23 protein-coding genes are annotated in these 20,989 nt (G+C 72.8%); 14 read left to right on the top strand and 9 right to left on the bottom strand.

Annotated elements, in window-relative coordinates; translation table 11 throughout:
* Positions 1-106: 106 nt before the first annotated feature.
* Complete coding sequence (locus KVT45_RS00205) at positions 107-910, top strand: enoyl-CoA hydratase/isomerase family protein (protein ID WP_217544068.1); 804 nt, start codon at positions 107-109, stop codon at positions 908-910.
* A 97-nt stretch (positions 911-1,007) separates the two neighbouring features.
* On the opposite strand, the gene KVT45_RS00200 is transcribed toward KVT45_RS00205, so the two are convergent.
* Positions 1,008-1,703 (bottom strand): nucleopolyhedrovirus P10 family protein, encoded by a 696-nt coding sequence (locus KVT45_RS00200; protein ID WP_217544067.1) that lies wholly within the window; start codon positions 1,701-1,703, stop codon positions 1,008-1,010.
* 87 nt (positions 1,704-1,790) lie between these two features.
* Here KVT45_RS00200 and KVT45_RS00195 point away from each other — a divergent pair, with 87 nt between their 5' ends.
* The 5 genes from KVT45_RS00195 to amaP are packed head-to-tail and all read left to right on the top strand — an operon-like array spanning position 1,791 to position 4,016.
* On the top strand, positions 1,791-2,255 hold the full coding sequence (locus KVT45_RS00195; protein WP_089101589.1) for an Asp23/Gls24 family envelope stress response protein: 465 nt from the start codon (positions 1,791-1,793) through the stop codon (positions 2,253-2,255).
* Between the two features lie 19 nt (positions 2,256-2,274).
* Positions 2,275-2,469, top strand: coding sequence for a hypothetical protein (locus KVT45_RS00190; protein WP_217544065.1), 195 nt, complete (start codon positions 2,275-2,277; stop codon positions 2,467-2,469).
* Positions 2,466-2,825 carry an Asp23/Gls24 family envelope stress response protein gene (locus tag KVT45_RS00185; RefSeq protein ID WP_217544063.1) on the top strand — a complete coding sequence of 120 codons (360 nt, stop codon included), beginning with the start codon at positions 2,466-2,468 and terminating at the stop codon, positions 2,823-2,825. Before KVT45_RS00190 ends, KVT45_RS00185 begins: the two co-directional genes overlap by 4 nt.
* Positions 2,825-3,433 carry a DUF6286 domain-containing protein gene (locus KVT45_RS00180; RefSeq protein WP_217544061.1) on the top strand — a complete coding sequence of 203 codons (609 nt, stop codon included), beginning with the start codon at positions 2,825-2,827 and terminating at the stop codon, positions 3,431-3,433. The genes KVT45_RS00185 and KVT45_RS00180 overlap by 1 nt, the downstream gene beginning before the upstream one ends.
* 4 nt (positions 3,434-3,437) lie before the next feature.
* On the top strand, positions 3,438-4,016 hold the full coding sequence (amaP, locus tag KVT45_RS00175; protein WP_217544059.1) for an alkaline shock response membrane anchor protein AmaP: 579 nt from the start codon (positions 3,438-3,440) through the stop codon (positions 4,014-4,016).
* A gap of 110 nt (positions 4,017-4,126) precedes the next feature.
* On the opposite strand, the gene KVT45_RS00170 is transcribed toward amaP, so the two are convergent.
* From KVT45_RS00170 to KVT45_RS00150, 5 genes are all read right to left on the bottom strand, one after another.
* Positions 4,127-4,882, bottom strand: a complete 756-nt coding sequence (locus KVT45_RS00170; RefSeq protein WP_217544057.1) for an SDR family oxidoreductase — start codon at positions 4,880-4,882, stop codon at positions 4,127-4,129.
* 5 nt (positions 4,883-4,887) lie between these two features.
* On the bottom strand, positions 4,888-6,672 hold the full coding sequence (locus KVT45_RS00165) for a glycoside hydrolase family 15 protein (protein WP_217544055.1): 1,785 nt from the start codon (positions 6,670-6,672) through the stop codon (positions 4,888-4,890).
* A gap of 70 nt (positions 6,673-6,742) precedes the next feature.
* Complete coding sequence (locus KVT45_RS00160; RefSeq protein ID WP_217544052.1) at positions 6,743-7,540, bottom strand: SURF1 family protein; 798 nt, start codon at positions 7,538-7,540, stop codon at positions 6,743-6,745.
* A 49-nt stretch (positions 7,541-7,589) separates the two neighbouring features.
* Complete coding sequence (locus KVT45_RS00155; RefSeq protein WP_217544050.1) at positions 7,590-7,823, bottom strand: hypothetical protein; 234 nt, start codon at positions 7,821-7,823, stop codon at positions 7,590-7,592.
* Positions 7,824-7,936: 113 nt separating this feature from the next.
* Positions 7,937-8,926 (bottom strand): DEDDh family exonuclease, encoded by a 990-nt coding sequence (locus KVT45_RS00150; protein ID WP_217544842.1) that lies wholly within the window; start codon positions 8,924-8,926, stop codon positions 7,937-7,939.
* Between the two features lie 207 nt (positions 8,927-9,133).
* On the opposite strand from KVT45_RS00150, the gene KVT45_RS00145 reads away from it, so the two are divergent.
* The 8 genes from KVT45_RS00145 (at position 9,134) to KVT45_RS00110 (ending at position 16,845) form a co-directional block, all read left to right on the top strand.
* Positions 9,134-9,937: an acetoacetate decarboxylase family protein gene (locus tag KVT45_RS00145; protein WP_217544048.1), complete on the top strand. Its 804-nt coding sequence runs from the start codon at positions 9,134-9,136 to the stop codon at positions 9,935-9,937.
* Complete coding sequence (locus KVT45_RS00140; protein ID WP_217544046.1) at positions 9,937-10,821, top strand: SDR family NAD(P)-dependent oxidoreductase; 885 nt, start codon at positions 9,937-9,939, stop codon at positions 10,819-10,821. Before KVT45_RS00145 ends, KVT45_RS00140 begins: the two co-directional genes overlap by 1 nt.
* A gap of 13 nt (positions 10,822-10,834) precedes the next feature.
* Positions 10,835-12,121: an amidohydrolase family protein gene (locus tag KVT45_RS00135; RefSeq protein WP_217544044.1), complete on the top strand. Its 1,287-nt coding sequence runs from the start codon at positions 10,835-10,837 to the stop codon at positions 12,119-12,121.
* The gene (locus tag KVT45_RS00130) at positions 12,118-13,344 is read left to right on the top strand and encodes an amidohydrolase family protein (RefSeq protein ID WP_217544042.1); all 1,227 of its coding nucleotides are present in this window, start codon (positions 12,118-12,120) and stop codon (positions 13,342-13,344) included. Before KVT45_RS00135 ends, KVT45_RS00130 begins: the two co-directional genes overlap by 4 nt.
* 65 nt (positions 13,345-13,409) lie before the next feature.
* Positions 13,410-14,123, top strand: a complete 714-nt coding sequence (locus KVT45_RS00125; protein ID WP_217544040.1) for a VIT family protein — start codon at positions 13,410-13,412, stop codon at positions 14,121-14,123.
* A gap of 110 nt (positions 14,124-14,233) precedes the next feature.
* Complete coding sequence (locus KVT45_RS00120) at positions 14,234-15,100, top strand: sterol desaturase family protein (RefSeq protein WP_217544038.1); 867 nt, start codon at positions 14,234-14,236, stop codon at positions 15,098-15,100.
* Positions 15,097-15,762, top strand: a complete 666-nt coding sequence (locus tag KVT45_RS00115) for a lysoplasmalogenase (RefSeq protein ID WP_217544036.1) — start codon at positions 15,097-15,099, stop codon at positions 15,760-15,762. The genes KVT45_RS00120 and KVT45_RS00115 overlap by 4 nt, the downstream gene beginning before the upstream one ends.
* A 36-nt stretch (positions 15,763-15,798) precedes the next feature.
* Positions 15,799-16,845 carry a zinc-dependent alcohol dehydrogenase family protein gene (locus KVT45_RS00110; protein WP_217544035.1) on the top strand — a complete coding sequence of 349 codons (1,047 nt, stop codon included), beginning with the start codon at positions 15,799-15,801 and terminating at the stop codon, positions 16,843-16,845.
* Between the two features lie 6 nt (positions 16,846-16,851).
* On the opposite strand, the gene KVT45_RS00105 is transcribed toward KVT45_RS00110, so the two are convergent.
* The 3 genes from KVT45_RS00105 to KVT45_RS00095 form a co-directional block, all read right to left on the bottom strand.
* Positions 16,852-17,853 carry a copper resistance D family protein gene (locus KVT45_RS00105; protein WP_217544033.1) on the bottom strand — a complete coding sequence of 334 codons (1,002 nt, stop codon included), beginning with the start codon at positions 17,851-17,853 and terminating at the stop codon, positions 16,852-16,854.
* Between the two features lie 156 nt (positions 17,854-18,009).
* The gene (locus KVT45_RS00100) at positions 18,010-19,413 is read right to left on the bottom strand and encodes a CoA transferase (RefSeq protein ID WP_217544031.1); all 1,404 of its coding nucleotides are present in this window, start codon (positions 19,411-19,413) and stop codon (positions 18,010-18,012) included.
* Between the two features lie 39 nt (positions 19,414-19,452).
* Positions 19,453-20,988 carry a S8 family serine peptidase gene (locus KVT45_RS00095; protein ID WP_217544029.1) on the bottom strand — a complete coding sequence of 512 codons (1,536 nt, stop codon included), beginning with the start codon at positions 20,986-20,988 and terminating at the stop codon, positions 19,453-19,455.
* Position 20,989 lies beyond the last annotated feature (1 nt).

Raw genomic sequence — 20,989 nt, 5'->3', positions numbered from 1 at the left:
GATGGTGGCCACCCGGTCGGTCGGGTGATCGGCCGGGTGGTTACTGTGCAGTCACTTAGCATGCCGTAAGGCAATGCGTGATGACCGCACACATCGGAGGCGCCCCATGGCTTCGCCCGACCAGGACCTCGCTCCTGTTCTCGACAAGGACGGCGTACGGCTCACCGTCGACGACGCGCTCGCCACGGTGACGCTGACCAATCCGGCCAAGCGCAACGCCCAGAGTCCCGCACTCTGGCGGGCGTTGACCGAGGCCGGGCGGTCGCTGCCGGGGTCGGTCCGGGTCGTCGTGCTGCGCGGTGAGGGCCAGTCCTTCTCCGCGGGCCTCGACCGGCAGATGTTCACGCCGGAGGGGATCCCGGGCGAGCCGACCTTCGTCGAGCTCGCGCGCCGTGACGACGCCGGACTCGACGCGGCCATCGCCGAATTCCAGGAGGCGTTCACCTGGTGGCGGCAGAGCGACATCGTGTCGATCGCCGCCGTGCAGGGACACGCCATCGGGGCCGGCTTCCAGCTGGCCCTCGCGTGTGACCTGCGCGTCGTCGCGGACGACGTGCAGTTCGCCATGCGCGAGACCAGCCTCGGACTGGTGCCCGACCTGACCGGCACGTACCCGCTCGTCTCGCTGGTGGGCTACGCCCGCGCGCTGGAGATCTGCGCGACCGGACGGTACGTCCAGGCCGCGGAGGCGGTGGCCTCCGGGCTGGCCAGCGTTGCCGTGCCGGTGGGCGAACTCGACGCGGCTGTACGCGACCTGGCCGGCGCGCTGCTGGCCGCGCCGCGGGACGCCGTCGTGGAGACGAAGGCGTTGCTGCGGGGTGCCGCCGACCGTACCTACGACGAGCAGCGGGCTGCCGAGCGGCAGTCCCAGGCCCGGAGGCTTCGGGACCTTGCAGGGGTAGGCGAGTAGCGCCCCGTCAGGGGCGCGGGGCTGCATTCGATATCCGGCTACCGCCGGGTGGGCGCGACCAGCCCCCACCGGCCCGCACGTCTCGCACGGTCGGCAGTCACTCGACAGCTGTCACCACCAGCGCAACCGTCGGCCGATCCGCCAACGCCTCGCCGACCGCCGCACGGACCCGTCGGGCCACCTCCACGGCCCGCGGGCCGTCGGTCAGCGCCACCTCCACCCGCACATGCCGACGTGGCAGCGCAGCGTCGACGTGGATCTCCCGGCTCAGTGCCCCCGTCACCCGTGCCACCCCCGGCACCGCCAGCGCCGCCGCCGTCACCCGGGCGCCCTCGGGATCCGCCCCCTCCCGGACCGACGGCGGCCGGGGCGCCCGTACCGCCTCTTGGGCCGCGGGCTCCTCCTCCAGCAGGTCGGTCACCCGCAGGTCCACCTCCGTGACCGCCAGCCCGAGCCTTACCGTGGCCGCGGCCAGCGCCCGCCGCAGCCGGGCCGCCGTCGCCGGCAGGGGCTCGGCGGCCGTCGCCGCGAAGTCCGCCGAAAGACGCAGCGCCCCCGGCGGTACCGCACCGGGCGGTGACGGTACGCCCGCCTCCGCCACGTCCGCCGGATCCGCCAGGGCGATCCGCACCGCACCCAGCCGCACCCCCGCCACCTCGGCCGCCGCCCGCCGCAGCACCGCGTCCGCCGCCGTCTCCGCGAGCCACGCCCCGTCCCGCGGGCCGCCCAGCGGAAGCAGCCTGCCGAAGCCCAGGGGGTGTCGTACCGTGTGTGTCCGTCGGTCCGCCGTCATTGCTCCAGCCTGCCGCATCTCCGGGGCACGACAGAACATCCGCACGTACCGTGGTCGCAGGACGACGACGGGAAGGGACGCACGGCGATGACCGAGATGGCGGCGGAGCCCGAGAAGGACCCGACGGTACAGACCCGGAAGACCGTCAGGCGCGGCGGCGGCGACCCGGCGACCCGGGGGCGGACGACGATCGCCGACGGAGTCGTGGAGAAGATCGCCGGACTGGCGGCCCGGGACGTGGTCGGCGTACACGCGATGGGCAGCGGCCTCGCCCGCACCTTCGGCGTCGTGCGCGACCGGGTGCCCGGTGGCTCCAAGTCCGTGAGCCGGGGCGTGAAGGCCGAGGTCGGCGAGGTGCAGACCGCGCTCGACCTGGAGATCGTCGTGGACTACGGCGTGTCGATCGCGGATGTGGCCCGCGCGGTCCGGGAGAACGTGATCGCGGCCGTGGAGCGCATGACAGGGCTCGAAGTGGTCGAGGTCAACATCGCGGTGAGTGATGTGAAGCTTCCGGAGGAAGAGGAAGAAGAGCCGGAGTCCCGGCTCCAGTGACCGCTGAGGGGAGCGCACCATGAGCATGGCCGTTGTCGGCATGATCGCCGGCATGGCGCTGGGCTTCGCCGGGTACTTCGGCGGGTTCGGCGCCTTTCTGCTGGTGGCGGCGCTCGGAGCCATCGGGTTCGTCGTCGGCCGGTTCGCGGAGGGGGACATCGAACTCGGCGACTTCTTCCGCACCCGCGACGACCGGCGTGACCGCCGGCGATGAGCTCCGCGAGCGGTGAGACGCACGGTGCCCCGACGGTCGTGGCGCCCGGCGAGCGCGGCGCCATCCGGATCGCCGACCGGGTCGTGGCGAAGATCGCCGCACAGGCGGCCCGCGAGGCGCTCGGCCCCCTCCCGAAGGACGTCGTACCCCCGCACGCCACCGTGGTCACCCACCATGACACGGCCCGCGTCCGGGTCCACCTCGAACTGGACTACCCCTCCGACATCGGCGCCCGATGCGCGGCCGTGCGTCGGCATGTGGTCGAGCGGGTAGGCGCGTTGGTGGACATGGAGGTACCGGAGGTCGCCGTCCACGTGGAACGGCTGCACCCGGCCCAGACCCAGGGGAGGGCGTGATGAGCACCGAGCAGGCACCGGCCATCGAGAAGCCACCACCACCACCGGCCGCACCCCAGGCCGGCCACGAGTCCCGCTTCTGGTCCCCGCGCCGGATCCCCGCGGCCCTGGTCGCGGTGGTCGTCCTGGTGACCGCGGGCGCCTTCCTGTACGACATCGCGGCCGTACGGGCCCACCACCCCGCCATGCACTGGCGCCGCGCACTGGCCCACCGTCTCGCGGAGCAGCCCCTCGACGGCACCTGGGTCCTGGTGGGCGCGGGCATCGCCGCAGCTCTCGGCCTGTGGCTGCTGATCCTGGCCGTCACGCCCGGCCTGCGGGACCTCCTGCCCATGCGCCGCACCCACCCCGACGTCCGCGCCGGGCTGCGCCGTGACGCGGCCGCCCTGCTGCTGCGCGACCGGGCCATGGAGATCTCGGGCGTGCGCCGGGTGCGGGTACGGCTGAGCCGCTCCCGTGCCCACGTCCTCGCCGTGTCCCACTTCCGCGAACTCGACGAGGTGCGGGGCGACCTGGAGGCGTCCCTGACCGACGCGATCCGCGCGATGGGGCTGGCCCGTCCACCCGCCCTGACCCTCCACGTGATCCGCCCCGGCCGGAAGGGGTGACGCCGTGCTCGGTACCGTCAACCGCGTACTGATCGCCCTCGCGGGCCTCCTGCTCCTCGCCCTCGGCGGCTCGGTCCTGGCCGTCGGCCTCGGCGCCCCGTCCCCGTCCTGGTGGATCCACAACGGCCGCCACGACGTCCTGCTCACCACGGCCGAGCGCACCCACTGGCGTGACGCGGGCTGGTGGTGGCCGACGGTCCTGGCCGCACTGGCCGTCCTGGTCCTGCTCGCCCTCTGGTGGCTGACCGCGCAACTGCGCCGACGCCGCCTGACCGAGGTCCTGGTGGACACGGGAGACGGCGAGAGCGCGTTGCTGCGCGGCAGGGCCCTGGAGACGGTCCTGGCCACGGACGCGGCCCACCAGCAGGGCGTGTCCCACGCCCAGGCGGTCCTACGGGGCACACGTACGGCACCGCAGGTACGGGTGTGGCTCCAACTGGAGCCGGACGTGGCCCCGGGGGAGGCTCTGGACGACTTGACGGCCCAGGCCCTGACACATGCCAGGGACTCGGCGGCCTTGAAAAAACTCCCCGCAGAAGTCCGACTGACGTCAGTCAAACACCGCGCGGAGAGGGTCACTTGAAATCGCCGTCCACGGAGGCGCCCCTTTAGGGGCGCGGGGCTGTGTCGATTTGCGGCTGCCGCCGCGTGGGCGCGACCAGCCCCCACCCACCCGCACTGACAACTCAACCGTCAGAACCCATGCCTCATCCCCCCGTCCACAGGCACCATGACCCCCGTCAGATAGGACGCGGCCGGCGACATCAGGAACGCCGCCACCCGCCCGAACTCCTCCGGCGCCCCGTACCGCCGCAACGGAATCCGGGACTCGTGCTCGGCCCGCGTCGCCTCCGGGTCCGCGGACATGGTGTCCAACTCCCGCACCCGGTCCGTGTCGATCCGGGACGGCAGCAACCCCACCACCCGGATCCCGCGCGGCCCCAGCTCGTCCGCCAGCGACTTGGCGAACCCGGCCAGCCCCGGCCGCAGCCCGTTGGAGATCGTCAGCCCCGGAATCGGCTCGTACACCGACGCGGACAGCACGAACCCGATGACCCCGCCGTCCCCCAACTCGGCCGCGGCCGCGCGGGCGAGCCGTACGGCCCCCAGGAACACCGACTCGAACGCGTTCTGCCACTGCTCGTCCGTGTTGTCCGCGACGAACCCGGCCGCGGGCCCGCCCACGCTCACGAGGATGCCGTCGAACCCTCCGAAACGCTCGCGCGCGACCGCGATCAGCCGCTCCGGCGCCGACGGATCCGCGTTGTCGACGCCCACGCCCACGGCGTTCGGCCCCAGCTCGGCCGCCACATCGGCGGCCCGCTTCTCGTCCCGTCCGGTCACGACGACCTTCGCCCCGTCCGCGACCAGCTCGCGCGCGGCCGCGTAGCCCAGCCCGCGGGTGGCTCCGGTGACGACGTACACCCGGTCCTTCAGTCCAAGATCCATGGCCCCTATCCTGCATGCTCGCCGTCGAAGAGCGTGAGGGCGGTGTTCACCAGCCCGATGTGACTGAACGCCTGCGGGAAGTTGCCCAGCTGACGCCCGGTCTCCGGGTCGTACTCCTCGGACAGCAGCCCCACGTCGTTGACGAGGCCGACCAGCCGTTCGAACAGTTCCTTCGCCTCGTCGGTGCGGCCCGTCATGTGCAGGGCGTCGGCGAGCCAGAACGAGCAGGCCAGGAAGGAACCCTCGCCGCCCGGCATCCCGTCGACGCCGATCGCGTCGGTGTCGTAGCGGCGCAGGAACCCGCTGTGGCCCAGGTCGTCGCGGATCGCGTCCACCGTGCCGATCACCCGGGGGTCGTCCGGCGGCAGGAAGCCGACGCGCGGGATCAGCAGCAGGGAGGCGTCGAGTTCGCGCGAGCCGTAGTACTGCGTGAAGGTGTTCCGCTTCGGGTCGAACCCCTTCTCGCACACCTCCCGGTGCACCTCGTCGCGCAGCGCGCGCCAGCCCTGCAGATCGCCCTTCAGCTCCGCGTAGTCCTCCATGGTCCGGACCGCGCGGTCCGCGGCCACCCACACGAGCACCTTGGAGTGCACGAAGTGCCGGCGGCCGCCGCGTACCTCCCACAGGCCCTCGTCCGGCTGTCGCCAGGCCTTCTCCAGGAACTTCATCAGCGCGCACTGGATGGCCCACATGTGCGGCTTGGTGGGCAGGCCGGCGGTGCGGGCCAGCGACAGCGAGTCCATGACCTCGCCGTACACGTCCAGCTGGAGCTGGTCGACGGCGCCGTTGCCGACGCGCACCGGCCTGGAGTCGGCGAAGCCGGGCAGCCAGGGCAGTTCGAACTCGGGCAGCCGGCGCTCGCCCGCGAGGCCGTACATGATCTGCAGGTCCGCCGGGTCGCCGGCGACCGCCCGGACCAGCCAGTCGCGCCAGCGCTCGGCCTCCTTGTGGTAGCCGGCGGCGAGCAGGGCGCCGAGGGTGAGGGTGGAGTCGCGCAGCCAGCAGAAGCGGTAGTCCCAGTTGCGCACCCCGCCCAGCTCCTCGGGCAGCGAGCTGGTGGCCGCGGCGACGATGCCGCCGGTCGGTGCGTAGCTGAGCGCCTTGAGCGTGATCAGGGAGCGCACCACCGTGTCCCGGTGCGGGCCGTCGTAGGTGCAGCGGGCGGTCCAGCGCCGCCAGTCGGTGACGCTGGTGCGCAGCGCGTCGTACGGGTCCACGAGCGGCGGGCGCGGCTCGTGCGAGGGGTGCCAGGTGAGCACGAAAGCGACCCGCTCGCCCTCGGCGACGGTGAACTCCGAGTGCGTGCCGAAGTCCTCGCCCCAGGTGCGCACGGACGGATCGCTGCGCAGCCACACCGAGTCGGGTCCGGCGACGGCGACCCGGTGTCCGCCGGAGCGGCGCATCCACGGGATGACCGAGCCGTAGTCGAAACGCAGGCGGAGCGTGCTGTGCACGGTGACGCGGCCGCTGACGCCCTCGACGATGCGGACGACGTCGGGTGCGCGGTCGCGCTGGGGCATCAGGTCGGTGACGCGGACCGTGCCCTCGGCGGTCTCCCACTCGGTGTCCAGGACCAGGGTGTCGGGCCGGTAGCCACGCCGGGTGCACGTCGTGGCGCCGTTGGGGGCGATCCGCCAGTGGCCGTGGTCCTCGTCGCCCAGGAGCCTGGCGAAACAGGCGGCCGAGTCGAAGCGGGGCAGGCACAGCCAGTCGATGGAGCCGTCCCGGCCGACCAGGGCCGCGGTCTGCTCGTCGCCGATGAGCGCGTAGTCCTCGATGCGTCGGTCCACGGGACCCGGTTTCCCGTCCGGCCGGGGCGCGAACCAGGGGGTGGGCCGGGGGAGTGACGCGGCACGGCGCTCAGACGGCGGCCGGTTCCGCTTCCTCGGCCGTCTCCTGCTCCGCCGCCGCCTCCGCACGCGTGCGTGCCTCACGGCGGACCAGCACGAAGAAGCCGTACGGGACACCCGCGGCGAACAGCCACCACTGGATCATGTACGCGTAGTTCAGCGGGGCGTCTTCCTTGCCCGGGTCGGAGATCTGTTCCGGGGTGTCGCCCTTGGGCTCGGGCGCCGTCTGCTCGACGTAGCCGCCGAGCACCTGCTTGCCGAGCCGGCGCGCCTGCTCCTCGCTGTTGATCAGCATGATCTGCCGGTCGGGCAGCCCCTTGAGGTCCTTGATGCCGCTCGCCGCGGTGGTCTCGTCGGGCATCAGCCGGCCCTGGATGGTGACCTTGCCGGCCGGCGGGGCCGGGATCTTCGGGAAGGCGGTCTGGCTCGGGCCGTCCGACGGGATCCAGCCCCGGTTGACCAGCAGCACCTTGCCGTCGGTCAGGACGAGGGGGGTGAGGACGTGATAGCCGACCTCGTCGTCGGAGTTGGTACGGCGGCGGACCACGACCTCGTGGGCGGTGTCGAAGGTGCCGGTCGCGGTGACGGTGTGGTACCGCTCCTTGCGGGTCACGGCGTGCCCCGGCTCGGTCACCTGCTCGACCGGCACCGGCCTGGCGCCGAGCGCCTCGGCGACCAGCTGGTTGCGGGCGCTGCGCTCCTCGTACCGGTGCTTCTGCCAGAACCCCAGGCGGATCATCGTGGGGATGAGAAGCAGCGAGATGAGGGTGAGGATCACCCACTGCCGGGTGAACAGGAAGCGGTACACCCCACGACCGTACAACTCGGTCGTGGGGCGCGATCGGGCGGGTACCGGGTCACACCCGGTCGACGATGCCCGCCTTCCCGGCCTCGCGGGCGCAGTGGGCGCCGCAGAACCACTCGTTGTCGGCCTCGACACCCTGCCCGATGATCGAGACCTTGCAGTGCTCGCAGAGCGGGGCCATGCGGTGGATCGCACAGGAGAAGCAGTCGAAGACATGGACCGCACCCTGCGCGTGCACCTCGAAGGTCATTCCGTAGTCATTGCCGCAGACTTCACATTTCGCCATGCGCCACAGGGTGGGCGGTCGGCCGCGCGGGGGCGAGCGGGCGCCGGGCGAGTCGTACGGCAATCACCCGTCCGTACGGCCTGTGCGGACGGGTGTACGGCCCGCCGCCGCGGTCATTTCCCGGTGGCCGGCGCCACGTCCCGCAGCAGCTGCCCGAAGGCCGCCTCGTCGACGACCGGCGTCCCGAACTGACGGGCCTTGAGGACCTTCGACGTGCCCGAGTCGGGGTCGTTGGTGACGAGCAGGCTCGTGAGCCGCGAGATGCTCGTGGAGACGTGCAGACCGGCCTCGGCCGCCCGGTCCTCCAGCAGCTCCCGGTCGATCGAGGTGTCCCCGGAGAACGCCACCCGCATGCCCTGCCGCAGCGGTTTGCCGTCCTCGTACCGTCCCGGGTTCGGGTAGGGGCACGCCGGCCGCTTGCGGGACGGCCGCCAGCCGGTCGGCCGGTAGCCGCCGGAGCCCCCGCTCGCCTGCTGTCCGATGCGGGGCGTGTCCGACCACTCCGTGAGCGGCCGGCACTCCAGCAGCGGCAGCCGTACGTTGCCCGCCGCCGCGGCCCGCAGACTGGGCCGGAACGCCTCCGCGAGCACCCGCGCGTCGTCCAGCGCGTGGTGCGCCCGCCGCTGTACGACACCGAAGTGTGCGGCCAGGGTCTCCAGTTTGTGGTTGGGCAGCGGCAGGCCCAGCTCCTTGGAGAGCGCGATCGTGCACAGCCGCTGCCGCACCGGGGCCTCGGCCTTCGCCCGCGCGTACTCCCGCGCGATCATCTGCCAGTCGAAGACCGCGTTGTGCGCGACCAGCACCCGGCCGTCCAGCCGGGCCGAGAACTCCTCGGCGACGTCGGTGAAGAGCGGCGCGCCTTCGAGTACCTCGCTCGTCAGGCCGTGGATCCACACGGGACCCGGATCGCGCTCGGGGTTGACCAGCGTGTACCAGTGGTCCTCGACCTCGCCGCGCTCGTCCAGCCGGTAGACGGCCGCGCTGATTATCCGGTCGTCCCGGGCCAGTCCGGTGGTCTCCACGTCGACGACGGCGTACCCCTTGGGATACGCGGCGGGCCACGGGGTGCCGGGGGACACTGTGGTCGTACGGTCTTCGAGCATGGTCATTGAGGATACGGGCCCGGACCGACAGCCCTGTCCGTCAGGTCGCCTGCCGCAGCCGCCCGTTCGAATGTCCTGATTCCTCGTCTGCCGCGATTGTCCGTCTGTCCTGATTGCCCTTCGCGTGGCTATGGACCTTTTCGCCGCCCGGTGCAAGCGTGCACCCCGCCCGGCGCGCAGACGGCCGACGGAAGGGCGGTACGGCGGATGGCACGCGTACGGTACGGCGCTCGGACCGAGGCGGAGATCGCGGCCGCGCGCACCACGAGACTTCCCGACGTCTGGTCCACCGGGGTGGTGGCCGTCTGGGAGACCGACCCGGACGCGGTCGCGGCGGTCCTGCCGCCGCCGCTCAAGCCGGCCGGCCGGCCCCTGGCCCGCGTCAACATCAGCAAGGTCGAACTGCCCGGATACCCGCTCGGTGCGGGCTCGTTCGCGGTCGCCGCCGCGCACGGCACGGTCGAGGGCTGGTACCCGCTGGTCATGCCGATGACCCACGAGCGTGCCCTCACCGGCGGCCGCGAGGTCTTCGGCGAGCCCAAGAAAATCGGCGAGGTGACCGTCGAACGCGACGGCGACCGCGTCCGCGCGGCCCTCGCCCGGCACGGCGTCGCCTTCGTCGAGGTGCGCGGCACGGTCGACGGCCCGCTGCCGCTGCCCGAGCCCGCCCCGAAGACGGACTTCTACTTCAAGTTCCTCCCCGCGGTGGACGGTTCGGGCTTCGACGGCGACCCGCTGCTGGTGCACTGCGTACGCCAGGAGAAGGTCCGCCGGCTGGAGCGCGTCACCGGGGAGGTGATCCTCCGCGAGTCGGCGTACGACCCGGTCGCCGACCTGCCGGTACTGCGCCTGCTGGACCTCACCCTCGGCGAGAAGACCAGCGACCAGCGCGGCCGGGTCGTCGAACGGGTCGACGCCCAGGCCCTGTTGCCGTACGTCCACCAGCGCTACGACGACCCGCGCCAGATCCACGACGCGCCCCCGGAGGACAGCGAAGGGAACGGGGCCTGATGGAGCTGTACGAAGGACAGGTCGCCGTCGTCACCGGCGCGGCGAGCGGGATCGGGCTCGCGATGGCCCGGCGGTTCGCCGCCGAGGGGCTGAGGGTGGTCCTCGCCGACGTGGAGCCGGCCGCCCTGGAGAAGGCCGCCGACGGACTGCGCGCGGAGGGCGCCGACGTGCACGCGCGCGTGGTCGACGTCGGAGTCCGCGAACAGGTCCTGGAGCTGGCCGAGTCGGCCTACGACACCTTCGGCGCGGTGCACGTCCTGTGCAACAACGCCGGGGTCGGCTCCGGCGCCGAGGGCCGGATGTGGGAGCACGAACCGAACGACTGGAAGTGGGCGTTCGAGGTCAATGTGTGGGGCGTCTTCCACGGCGTCCAGGCTTTCGTACCGAGGATGATCAAGTCGGGTCAACCCGGTCATGTGGTCAATACATCCTCCGGTGACGGCGGCATCGCGCCGCTGCCCACGGCCTCCGTGTACGCGGTCACGAAAGCGGCCGTCGTCACGCTCACCGAGTCCCTGTACGCGCATCTCAGGGCGGAGCACGCGCGCGTGGGCGCCTCGGTGCTCTTCCCGGGGCCGCACATGCTGCGCACGGGCCTGTGGGAGTCGCACCGCAACCGCCCCGACCGCTATGCCAAGGAACGGCCGCGCAGGACGCCGTACCGCAGCCTCGACCAGTGGGAGGCGGCGATGCGCGAGGCGGGCAAGGAGGTCCGCTTCACGCCCGTCGAGGAGGTCGCCGAGTTCGTCGTGGCGGGCATCCGCGCGGACCGCTTCTGGCTGCTGCCGGCCGGCGAGCACAGCGACGCCCAGATCAGGGCGCGGGCACGGTCGATGCTGGACCGGGCGAACCCGTCGTACCTCGAAAGCTTCATCCTGGACTGAACAGGGGGCAGTGGTGACCGCGTACGACGACCCATACCTGATCATCTCCTCCGACTGCCACGCCGGGCTGCCCACCGAGGAGTACCGGCCCTATCTGGAGGCCCGGTTCCACCGGGACTTCGACGAGTTCCTCGCCGGGCGCGACCGCCGCCGGGAGGAGATGACCCGGCTCGGCATCCGCAACGAGGCGTTCGCGGCCAAGTGGTTCCAGGACAACGAGGAGGGGCTGCGCGGCGGCTGGGACGGCGCGCAGCGCCTGAAGGAGCTGGACGGTGACGGGGTGGCCGCCGAGGTGGTCTTCCCGGACGCCGACGCGGTCGACAGCCGGACCGCGGCGCCGTTCGGGGTCGGCCTCGGCCTGTCCGGGGACCAGGACCCGGAGCTGGGCATGGCGGGGGCGCGGGCCCACAACCGCTGGCTGGCGGACTTCGTGTCGGAGCACCCCGAACGGCACTGCGGGGTGGCCCTGCTGCCGGTCACGGCCCCGACGGACCGGGTCGTCGCCGAGGTGCACCGCGCGAAGGAGTCCGGCCTCGGCGCCCTGATGATCCCCTCCATGTGGGTCGACAAGGAGCCCTACCACGACCGCCGTTACGACCCCGTCTGGGCGGCCGCCGCCGAGTGCGGGATGCCGGTCCTCACCCACTCCGGCGCGGCCCCGCGCCACGAGTACGGCGACCATCTCGGCATCTACGTCAGCGAGGTGACGTGGTGGCCGGCCCGCCCGCTGTGGTTCCTGCTCTGGTCCGGCGTCTTCGAACGCCATCCCGGACTGCGCTTCGGCGTCGCCGAGTCGGGCTGCTGGTGGCTGCCGAACCTGCTGTGGTTCATGGACCGCCTCTACCTCGGCGCGCACGGCGGCAAGAAACTCTCCCCGTTCGAGGAACTGCGGCGCCCGCCGCACGAGTACCTGGACCGCCAGGTGTTCGTCTGCGCCACCAACACCAAGCGCCGGGAACTCGCCCAGCGCTACGAGATCGGCGTCGACAACATCCTCTGGGGCAGCGACTTCCCGCACCCCGAGGGCACCTGGCCCGACACGCGCGCGTGGCTGCGCCGCACCTTCCACGACATCCCGGTGACCGAGACCCGCCGGATGCTCGGCCTGGCGGCGGCGGAGGTCTTCGGCTTCGACGTGGAGCGCCTGACGCCGCTGGCCCACCGCATCGGCCCCACCCCCTCCGACCTGGGCCAGCCGGCCGACCAGGCGGCCGTGCAGGCCTCCTGGGCCCGCTCGCGAGAGGTGGGCCGCCACTGGCTGACCGGCAACGACTTCCCGACCCTGGGGGTGACGTCGTGAGCGACGACCGCTACACGGTGATCTCGGCCGACTGCCATGCGGGGGCGGACCTCCTCGACTACCGCCCCTACCTGGAGAAGCGCTACCACGACGACTTCGACGTGTGGGCGGCGACGTACGTCAACCCGTACGAGGACCTGCTCGCCGACTCGGCGGACCGGAACTGGAACTCCGCGCGGCGGCTCGCGGAACTGGAGGAGGACGGGATCGTCGCGGAGGTGATCTTCCCGAACACCATCCCGCCGTTCTTCCCGTCCGGCTCGCTCATGGCCCCCGCGCCGACGGCGGCGGAGTTCGAGCGGCGCTGGGCGGGCCTGCGCGCCCACAACCGCTGGCTGGCGGACTTCTGCGCCGCCGCTCCGGGCCGCCGGGCGGGCGTCTTCCAGATCCTCCTCAACGACGTCGAGGAGGCCGTGAAGGAGATCCGCCGGGCGGCCGGGGCAGGCCTGAAAGGCGGTCTGATGCTCCCCGGCACCCCACCCGGCTCCGGCCTGCCCGAACTGCACGCGCGCGTGTACGACCCGATCTGGGCCGTCTGCGCGGAACTCGGCGTCCCCGTCAACCACCACGCGGGCTCGGCCTCCCCGCCGCTCGGCGACGAACCGGCCGCCCGCGCGGTCTTCATGGTCGAGACGACCTGGTTCTCGCACCGCGCGCTGTGGCACCTGGTCTTCGGCGGCGCCTTCCGCCGCCACCCGGACCTGAGACTGGTCCTGACCGAACAGGGCTCCGGCTGGATCCCCGGGGTCCTGGCCATGCTGGACTACTACCACGGCCGCCTGCTGGCGGCGGCGAAGGCGACGACCGCCGAGGCGAAGTTCGGCGTGGGGCTGGCGGAGTCGATGGGTGAGCCCCCGTCGGCGGTCTGGCACGCGAACTGCTTCGTCGGCGCCAGCTTCATGCGCCCGCACGAGGTGCCGCTGCGCGACCGCATCGGTGTGGACAAGATCATGTGGGGCAGCGACTACCCGCACGACGAGGGGACCTACCCGTACACCAGGGAGGGCCTGCGCTTCGCCTTCGCCGGCGTCCCGCGCGACGAGCTCGCCGCGATGCTCGGCGGCAACGCGGCCCGCGTGTACGGCTTCGACCTGGACCTCCTGGACCCGATCGCGGCGAAGGTGGGACCGACGGTCGCGGAGGTCGCCGAGCCGCTGCCGGACCCGCCGGAGGACGCGACGAGCCCGGTGTTCGCACGCGGGGCGTCGGTGCGGGTCTGGTGACGTCGGTACGGGTCCGGTGAGGTCAGTACGGCACGTACCGGCCCCGGGGTGCGATCCTCCCTGCTGTGACCGAACCTACGCACGACAACGAGGCCCACGGGGGAGCGCTCGGCTCCCGGCTGAACTGGCTGCGGGCGGCCGTACTGGGCGCCAACGACGGCATCGTGTCGACGGCGGGCATCGTCGTCGGCGTCGCGGGCGCCACCGCCGACCGGGGCGCCCTGCTGACGGCGGGCCTGGCGGGGCTGCTCGCCGGGTCGATGTCGATGGCGGCCGGGGAGTACGTGTCGGTCTCCACCCAGCGCGACTCGGAACTGGCCGCACTGGCGCAGGAGAAACGGGAACTGAAGGAGCAGCCCGAGGCCGAGCTGGACGAGCTGACCGAGCTGCTGGAGCGGCGCGGCCTGTCGCGGGACGTGGCTCGTGAGGCGGCCGTCCAGCTGACGGAACGGGACGCGCTGAAGGCCCACGCGAGCGTCGAGCTGGGCATCGACCCGGACGAACTGACCAACCCGTGGAACGCGGCGCTCGCCAGCTTCCTGGCGTTCACGGTCGGGGCGCTGCTGCCGCTGCTGGCGATCGTCCTGCCACCGGCGGACTGGCGGCTGCCGGTGACGGTGGGATCGGTCCTCGCGGCCCTGGTCCTGACGGGGTGGAGCAGCGCACGGCTGGGGGCGGCGGCGGTGGGACCGGCGATGGTGCGGAACGTGATCGGCGGGGCGCTGGCCATGGGGGTCACCTACGGGGCGGGGAGCCTGCTGGGGGCGGTGGGGGTCTAGCGGCCGCCCGCCCGTTGGCGGAGATCGCCAACAAGCAAGCGCATACCGCAGGTAATACTTGTGGGTAACAACGTCTAGCCGCGGCCGACCGGCGGTTCTACGGTGCCCCCATGCCGAACCTGCCCGATGTCGTGCTGTGGTCGATACCCGCCTTCGTGCTGCTCACCGTGATCGAGGTGATCAGCTACCGCATCCATCCCGACGACGATGCCGCCGGGTACCAGGCCAAGGACGCGGCCACCAGCATCGGCATGGGGCTCGGGTCGCTCGTCTTCGACTTCGTGTGGAAGATCCCGATCGTCGCGATCTACACCGCGATATACGAACTGACCCCGCTGCGCGTTCCCGTCCTGTGGTGGACGGTCCCGCTGATGCTGCTCGCGCAGGACTTCTTCTACTACTGGTCCCACCGCGGCCACCACGTCATCCGCATCCTGTGGGCCTGCCACGTCGTCCACCACTCCAGCAAGAACTTCAACCTCTCCACCGCGCTGCGCCAGCCCTGGACCTCGCTGACCGTCTGGCCGTTCTACGTCCCGCTCGTGGCCGTGGGCGTGCACCCCGCCGCGCTCGCCTTCTGCTCCTCCGCCAACCTCGTCTACCAGTTCTGGATCCACACCGAACGCATCGACAAGATGCCCCGCTGGTTCGAGTTCGTGTTCAACACGCCGTCCCACCACCGGGTGCACCACGCCTCCCAGGGCGGCTACCTGGACCGCAACTTCGGCGGGATCCTGATCATCTGGGACCGGCTGTTCGGGTCCTGGGTACCGGAGACCGAGCGGCCCGTGTACGGGTTGACCAAGAACATCAACACGTTCAACCCCGTCAAGGTGGCCACCCACGAGTACGTCGCCATCGCCAAGGACATCAGGGCCGCGCGCAGCTGGCGGGAGCGGGCCGGGCGGGTGTTCCGGGGACCGGGCTGGGCGCCGGCACCCGCCGTGGAGCAGGCCGAGGAGTCCGTGGCCGCGTGAGAGCGTCCCGGGCGCTGCTCGCCGCCTTCGCCCTCGCCGTCGTCCTCGACCTCGCCTGCCTGGCCGTCGGCTTCCGCACCGGGCATGCCGCCGCCAAGGTGCTCCTGATGCCCCTGCTCGCCGCGTCCGCCGCCCGCGCGGGCGCCCCACGGCTCCTCGTCGCCGCCCTGCTGTGCGGCTGGGGCGGCGACGTCCTGCTCCTCTCCGACGCCGACCCCGCCTTCATGGCGGGCATGGCCTCCTTCGCCGCCGGACACGTCTGCTACCTCGTCCTCTTCCGCCGCCAGGGCCCGCCACGCGCGCGTGCGCGCCCCCTCGCCCTCGCCTACGCGGCCGCCCTCTTCACCCTGGTCGCCCTGCTGTGGCCGGACCTGCCCGCCGGCCTGCGCGTCCCCGTGGCCGGCTACAGCACCCTGCTCACCGCCATGGCTTACACGGCCGGCACCCGGCTCGGCCCGGTCGCCGGGCTCGGCGGCGCGCTCTTCATGCTCTCCGACACGCTGATCGCGACCGGCGTCGCCGGCTGGCCGCAGCTGCCGCGACCCGACTTCTGGATCATGCTCACCTATGCGGTGGCACAGTTCCTGCTGGTCCGGGGCACCCTCGACGCGCGGCCCGCACCGGCCACGGCGTACCGTGAAGTGCGCTCGACCACCCCCTGAGCGCACCCACGACACCGCACGAGAAGGACCCTCGCCATGCGCGCCACCACCATCCACGCCCCGTTCGACATGCGCGTGGAGGACGTGCCCGAGCCCGTGGTGCAGCTGCCCACCGACGCCGTCGTACGGGTGCTGCGGTCCTGCATCTGCGGCAGCGACCTGTGGGCGTACCGGGGCGAGGCGGCCCGGCAGCCGGGGCAGCGCATCGGGCACGAGTTCCTCGGCGTGGTCGAGGAGACCGGCTCCGAGGTGGGCACCGTGCGGCGCGGCGACCTCGTGGTGGCGCCCTTCATGTGGTCCGACGGCGTCTGCGACTACTGCCGCGAGGGCCTGACCACGTCCTGCGAGCACGGCGGCTTCTGGGGCGCCGTGGGGTACGACGGCGGCCAGGGCGAGGCCGTGCGCGTCCCGTTCGCCGACGGCACCCTGGTCCAGCTGCCCAAGGACGCGGCCTCCGACGACCATCTGCTGTCCGCCCTGCTGACCCTCTCCGACGTGCTCGGCACCGGCCACCACGCGGCCCTCGGCGCGGGCGCCCGGCCCGGTGCCACGGTCGCCGTCGTCGGCGACGGCGCGGTCGGCCTGTGCGCCGTACTGGCCGCCAAGCGACTGGGCGCCGAGCGGATCATCGCGCTCGGCCGGCACGAGGTCCGCACCGACATCGCGCGCCGCTTCGGCGCCACCGACGTCGTCGCCGAGCGCGGGGACGCGGCCGTGGAGGCCGTCCGTGAACTCACCCGGGGCCAGGGCGCGCACGCGGTCGTCGAGGCCGTCGGCACCGAGCAGTCCATGCGGACGGCCGTCAACATCACCAGGGACGGCGGTGCGATCGGCTTCGTCGGCGTCCCGCACGGCAGCGGCACCGGCCTTGACCTCGGCGTCATGTTCGACCGGAACATCGCCCTGCGCGGCGGTGTCGCCCCGGTCCGTGCCTACATCCCCGACCTGCTGCCCGACGTCCTCGACGGCACGATCGACCCGTCGCCGGTCTTCGACCTGACCGTCGGCATCGAGGGCGTGCCCGACGGCTACAAGGCGATGGACGAGCGCACCGCCCTGAAGGTGCTCGTCACCAACGGCTGAGCCGGGTCAGGTCCACCTGATCGGCAGCGGCAGCGCCGTCAGCACCCCCGACACCGCGACCACCGTCCCCAGCACGGCCACCTCGGCCCGCGCGGGGACGTACGCGGTCAGCGGGTCGGCCGCCCGGCGCAGCCGGAACCGGGCCCACAGCGCGAGCCCGGCGACGGCGGCGACGAGGATCACCTTGGCCAGCAGGGTGCGCCCGTACGCCGTCGTCGTCAGCTGGTCCAGGACCGTACCCGCGGGCATCCGCCGCAGCGAACTCCACACGCCCGTCGCGGTGATGGCCGCGAGCAGTACGCCCGCCACGCGCGCGTAGAGCCCGAGCAGCGCCGCCCCGGCCGCCCGGCCGTGCCACCGGCGCAGCATGCGCAGCGCGTGCAGCAGACCGCCCGTCCACAGCGTCGCGCACGTCAGGTGCACCAGCGTCAGCGCGGAGCCGAGCAACGGATGGTGTTCGGGCGCGGGATGGGCGCGCAGCGCCTCGGCGACGGCCACCGCCGCCAGCGGCCACGCCTGGGCCGCCGGGCGGCGCGAGCGGGCGCACAGAGCGGCCAGCAGAAAGGCGTTGACCTCGATCAGCGCCAACTCGCCGTCGCGCGACTGGTACAGGCCGCCCACGTCGATGTCGGCGAGAGAGCGCGGCACCAGGTTGCCCGTCGACACGACCGACGCGAGCCCCAGTGCGGCGACGAAACCGGCGACGGCCGCGAACACCGCCCAGCTGGACGGCCGTTCGGGCGGCGCGTCCGGCAGCCGGCGCGCCAGCCGGTCCACGAACAGCTCACCCGACGGCACGCACAGGGCGGCGAACAGCACCCCGCGCAGCAGGGCGATGCCGCCCACCCCGGGCGCCGCGGCCTCCCCGGTGCCCCGCAGCGCCATGGACGGCCCGAGCAGCGGCACCAGCGCGGCCACCGCCACCAGCACCAGGACGGCGACGGCCCGCCAGGTCCCCGGGCGTCTCGCGGGGCCGCTCGCGGTCACCTCGGCGGTCGGTCGTGTCAACGGCCCCCCTGATCTCCACCGGCCATGACAGAAGCGGGCAAGTACAGGAAAACAGCTGGCGGACCGGCATACCACCCATTCGTACGTTTCCGTCCACCCCGGCCTGCGCGATCGCGCCCGACGAGCCGGATCCGACGTCACCTCCGGTCCGGGCGGCTATGCCCAGCGGGCCGGATCCGACCCCCACGGCACCGGCGGCCGTGCCCAGTCGGCCGGGCCGCCGGCGAAGGACAACGGCGAGCGCGCGTACCGCAGCCGCCCCAGCGCACTGTCCGCCTCGCCGAGCCAGGCGTCCGGCCCCTCGTACGGCTCACCGCACTCCGGCCCCGCCTCCGCCTCCGCCTCCGCCTTCTCGTCCTCCGACTCCTCCATGAGCCACCGCGCGGTCCGCGCCAGAGCCAGCCGTACGAACCTGCTTCCGCCGTCGTAGGACTGCTCGGTCAGCGCCCGCAGCACGCCGGCCGCCAGCAGATAGCCGGTGCCGTGGTCCAGCGCCTGCGCGGGCAGCGCGCCCGGCCGGTCCGCGGAGCCCTCGATCTCCGCGATGCCCGTGGCGACCTGGACCAGGCTGTCGAAGCCGCGCCGCCCGCCCCACGGCCCGTACGCGCCCCACGCCGACACCTGGGCCACGACCAGCCCGGGCCGCCGCTCGGCCAGTGCCTCGGGGGAGAGCCCGAAGCGGTCCAGGGCGCCCGGCCGGTAGCCGGTGACCACGACGTCCGCCGAGGCCAGCAACTCCTCGAAGGCCGCCCGGTCCGTCGTCAGGCCGAGCGTCGCCGAGCGCTTCCCGAAGCCCGTGTCGGCGTGCTGGTCGGCGAGTTCGGGCAGCCATGGCGCGTCCAGCCGCAGGACGTCGGCGCCCAGCAGCCCGAGGGTGCGGGTGGCGACCGGGCCGGCGAGGACCCGGGTCAGGTCCAGGACGCGCAGGCCGGCGGCGGGCAGCAGAGGAGCGGCGCCGGCGTCGAGCGGCGGGAGCACGCGCGCGTGCGCCGTGTCCGGGCGGCCGTGCTCGACCAGGGGGCGCGCGGCCACCGCGACCGCCTGCTCGTGTGCGGCCCACTCCCCGGGCGACCGCAGCGCCACGGCGAGTCCGCCGGCGGCGTAGACGGCCTCCTCCACCTCCAGCGCGGGCCGCCCGGCGATCCGGGCCGCGACGTCCTCCGGGGAGGCGTCCGCCGGAAGGCCCAGCGCGCTCAGCAACCGGGCTCTGTGATGCGGGTAGTTGGCGTGGGTGCGCACCCACCCGTCGGCCGCGCGCCAGAACCGGGACAGCGGGGCGAACTGCACGGGCGCCCGCCCGTCGACCAGCAGCTGCCGCTCACTGGTGAACGCCGTCGCCACGGCCCCGTCGTCCACCCGGACCCCGGGCACCTCCGCGGCTCCGGTCCGCCGTGCTCCCAGCTCGGCGGCGGCCAGCGCGCACACTCCGACGCAGGCGCGGGCGAGCCGGTGTACCGGAAGGCGGGCCGGAAGCGTGCCCGTGCGCGTCACGGTCGTGACCCGCGCGGGCAGCGACGGATCGCCGCCCAGCGCGGACCATGCGTACTTGATTCCAGTCATGACTGCACTATGCATTATTGACTGGATCAATATATGTACCTACCTGGTCACCGCAGCCAGTGCGTCGGCGGTGCCCCAGCCGTAGAAGCCGTTGCGGTTCCTGGAGCCCTCGCACACCGCGTCGATCTTGCCGTCGCCGTTGATGTCGTACGGGTCGGTGCACGGCGTGGCGGTCGCCTCGGCGTACAGCAGGGCCTTCACCAGTGCGGCGGAGGCGTGCGGATGGGTTGACTTGATCAATGCGGCGACACCGACGACATGGGGGGTCGCCATCGACGTACCCGCCATGTAGCCCCACCTGCCGCCCGGCAGCGGGCCCAGGATCAGGCCGCTGGTGGCGGGGGGCTCCGGTGCCTGGTAGGCCGTCGCGTCGCCGCCGGGCGCGGCGATGTCGACGACTCCGAGGCCGTAGTTGGAGAACGACGACTTGAGGCCCTTCGCGCCGGTCGCCGCGACCGTGACGACACCCGGCAGCTGGGTCGGTATGTCGAAGCACGTGTGCGGGTCGATCACCCGGTCGGTGGGTGTGCCGTCGTTCGGCGAGACCGGGTCGGTGATCGAGTGGGAGGCCAGGTCGTAGCTCTCGTTGCCGGCCGCCGCCACATTGACCGTGCCCCTGCGCTCCGCGAACTGCGAGGCCCGGGTGATGGCGTCGACGAGCGCCTTCTGGTCCGGGTCGTCGGTGCAGTTGAAGTACCAGGGGTCGGTGTAATAGCTGTTGTTGGTGACGTCGATGTGGTGCTCGGCCGCCCACACGAAGCCGCAGACCACGGCCTCCGTGTAGAAGTACCCGGCGGTGGTGGCGACCTTGATGCCGGCCACCTTGACGCCCGGCGCCACGCCGGTGATGCCGATCCCGTTCTTGGCACCCGCGATCTCGCCCGCCACGTGCGTGCCGTGCGGGCTCTCGGCCGCGGTGGGCCGCCAGGCGCCGTACGTCGTGTCCGGCTTGCCCGTGACGCAGTTGGTGGACTGCGCGGCGGAGAAGTTCGGGGCGATGTCCGGGTGGGTGTCGTCGACGCCGGTGTCGATGACGGCGACGGTGACCTTCGAGCTGCCCAGGGTCTTCTCGTGCGCCTTGTCCGCCTTGATGGCGGGCAGGTCCCACTGCAGCGGCTCCAGGGGGTCCTGACCGTCGGTCGCCTGGGCGTCCGCCTCCGAGACCTGCTCGGAGCTGAGCACCTCCGGTGTGCCGACGTCGGTGGTCGACTGGGCGGGCAGCGGCGCGTTGCGGGTGTTCCCGGCGGAGTCCACGCCGGGCACCTTGCGGATGATCTTGGCGAAGTCGGCGTTCGACGAGTGGACGACGATCACACCGATCTCGTCGTACGCGATCACCACCGAACCGCCGGCCCGCTCGATCGCCCTCTGGACGCGTTCGGAAGTGCCGTGTCCGGGACGGACGTTGACGACATAGCTGAGGGACGTCGTGCCATCGGTGGCGGCCGCGGATGCGGACGCGCCGGTGTCGGCGGCGGACGCCGAGACGTTGGGCAGGAAGGCGAGGGCCGTGGCCATGGCCATACCGAGCGGGAGGGCGAGGACGCGACGGTAGCGCGGCTTGGGCGCGGTCATC

The organism is Streptomyces sp. GbtcB6, assembly GCF_019091475.1.
GTDB classification, from domain to species: domain Bacteria; phylum Actinomycetota; class Actinomycetes; order Streptomycetales; family Streptomycetaceae; genus Streptomyces; species Streptomyces hyaluromycini.
The sequence above is the reverse complement of the archived record's forward strand: the minus strand, read 5'-3'. Positions and strand labels throughout refer to the sequence as shown.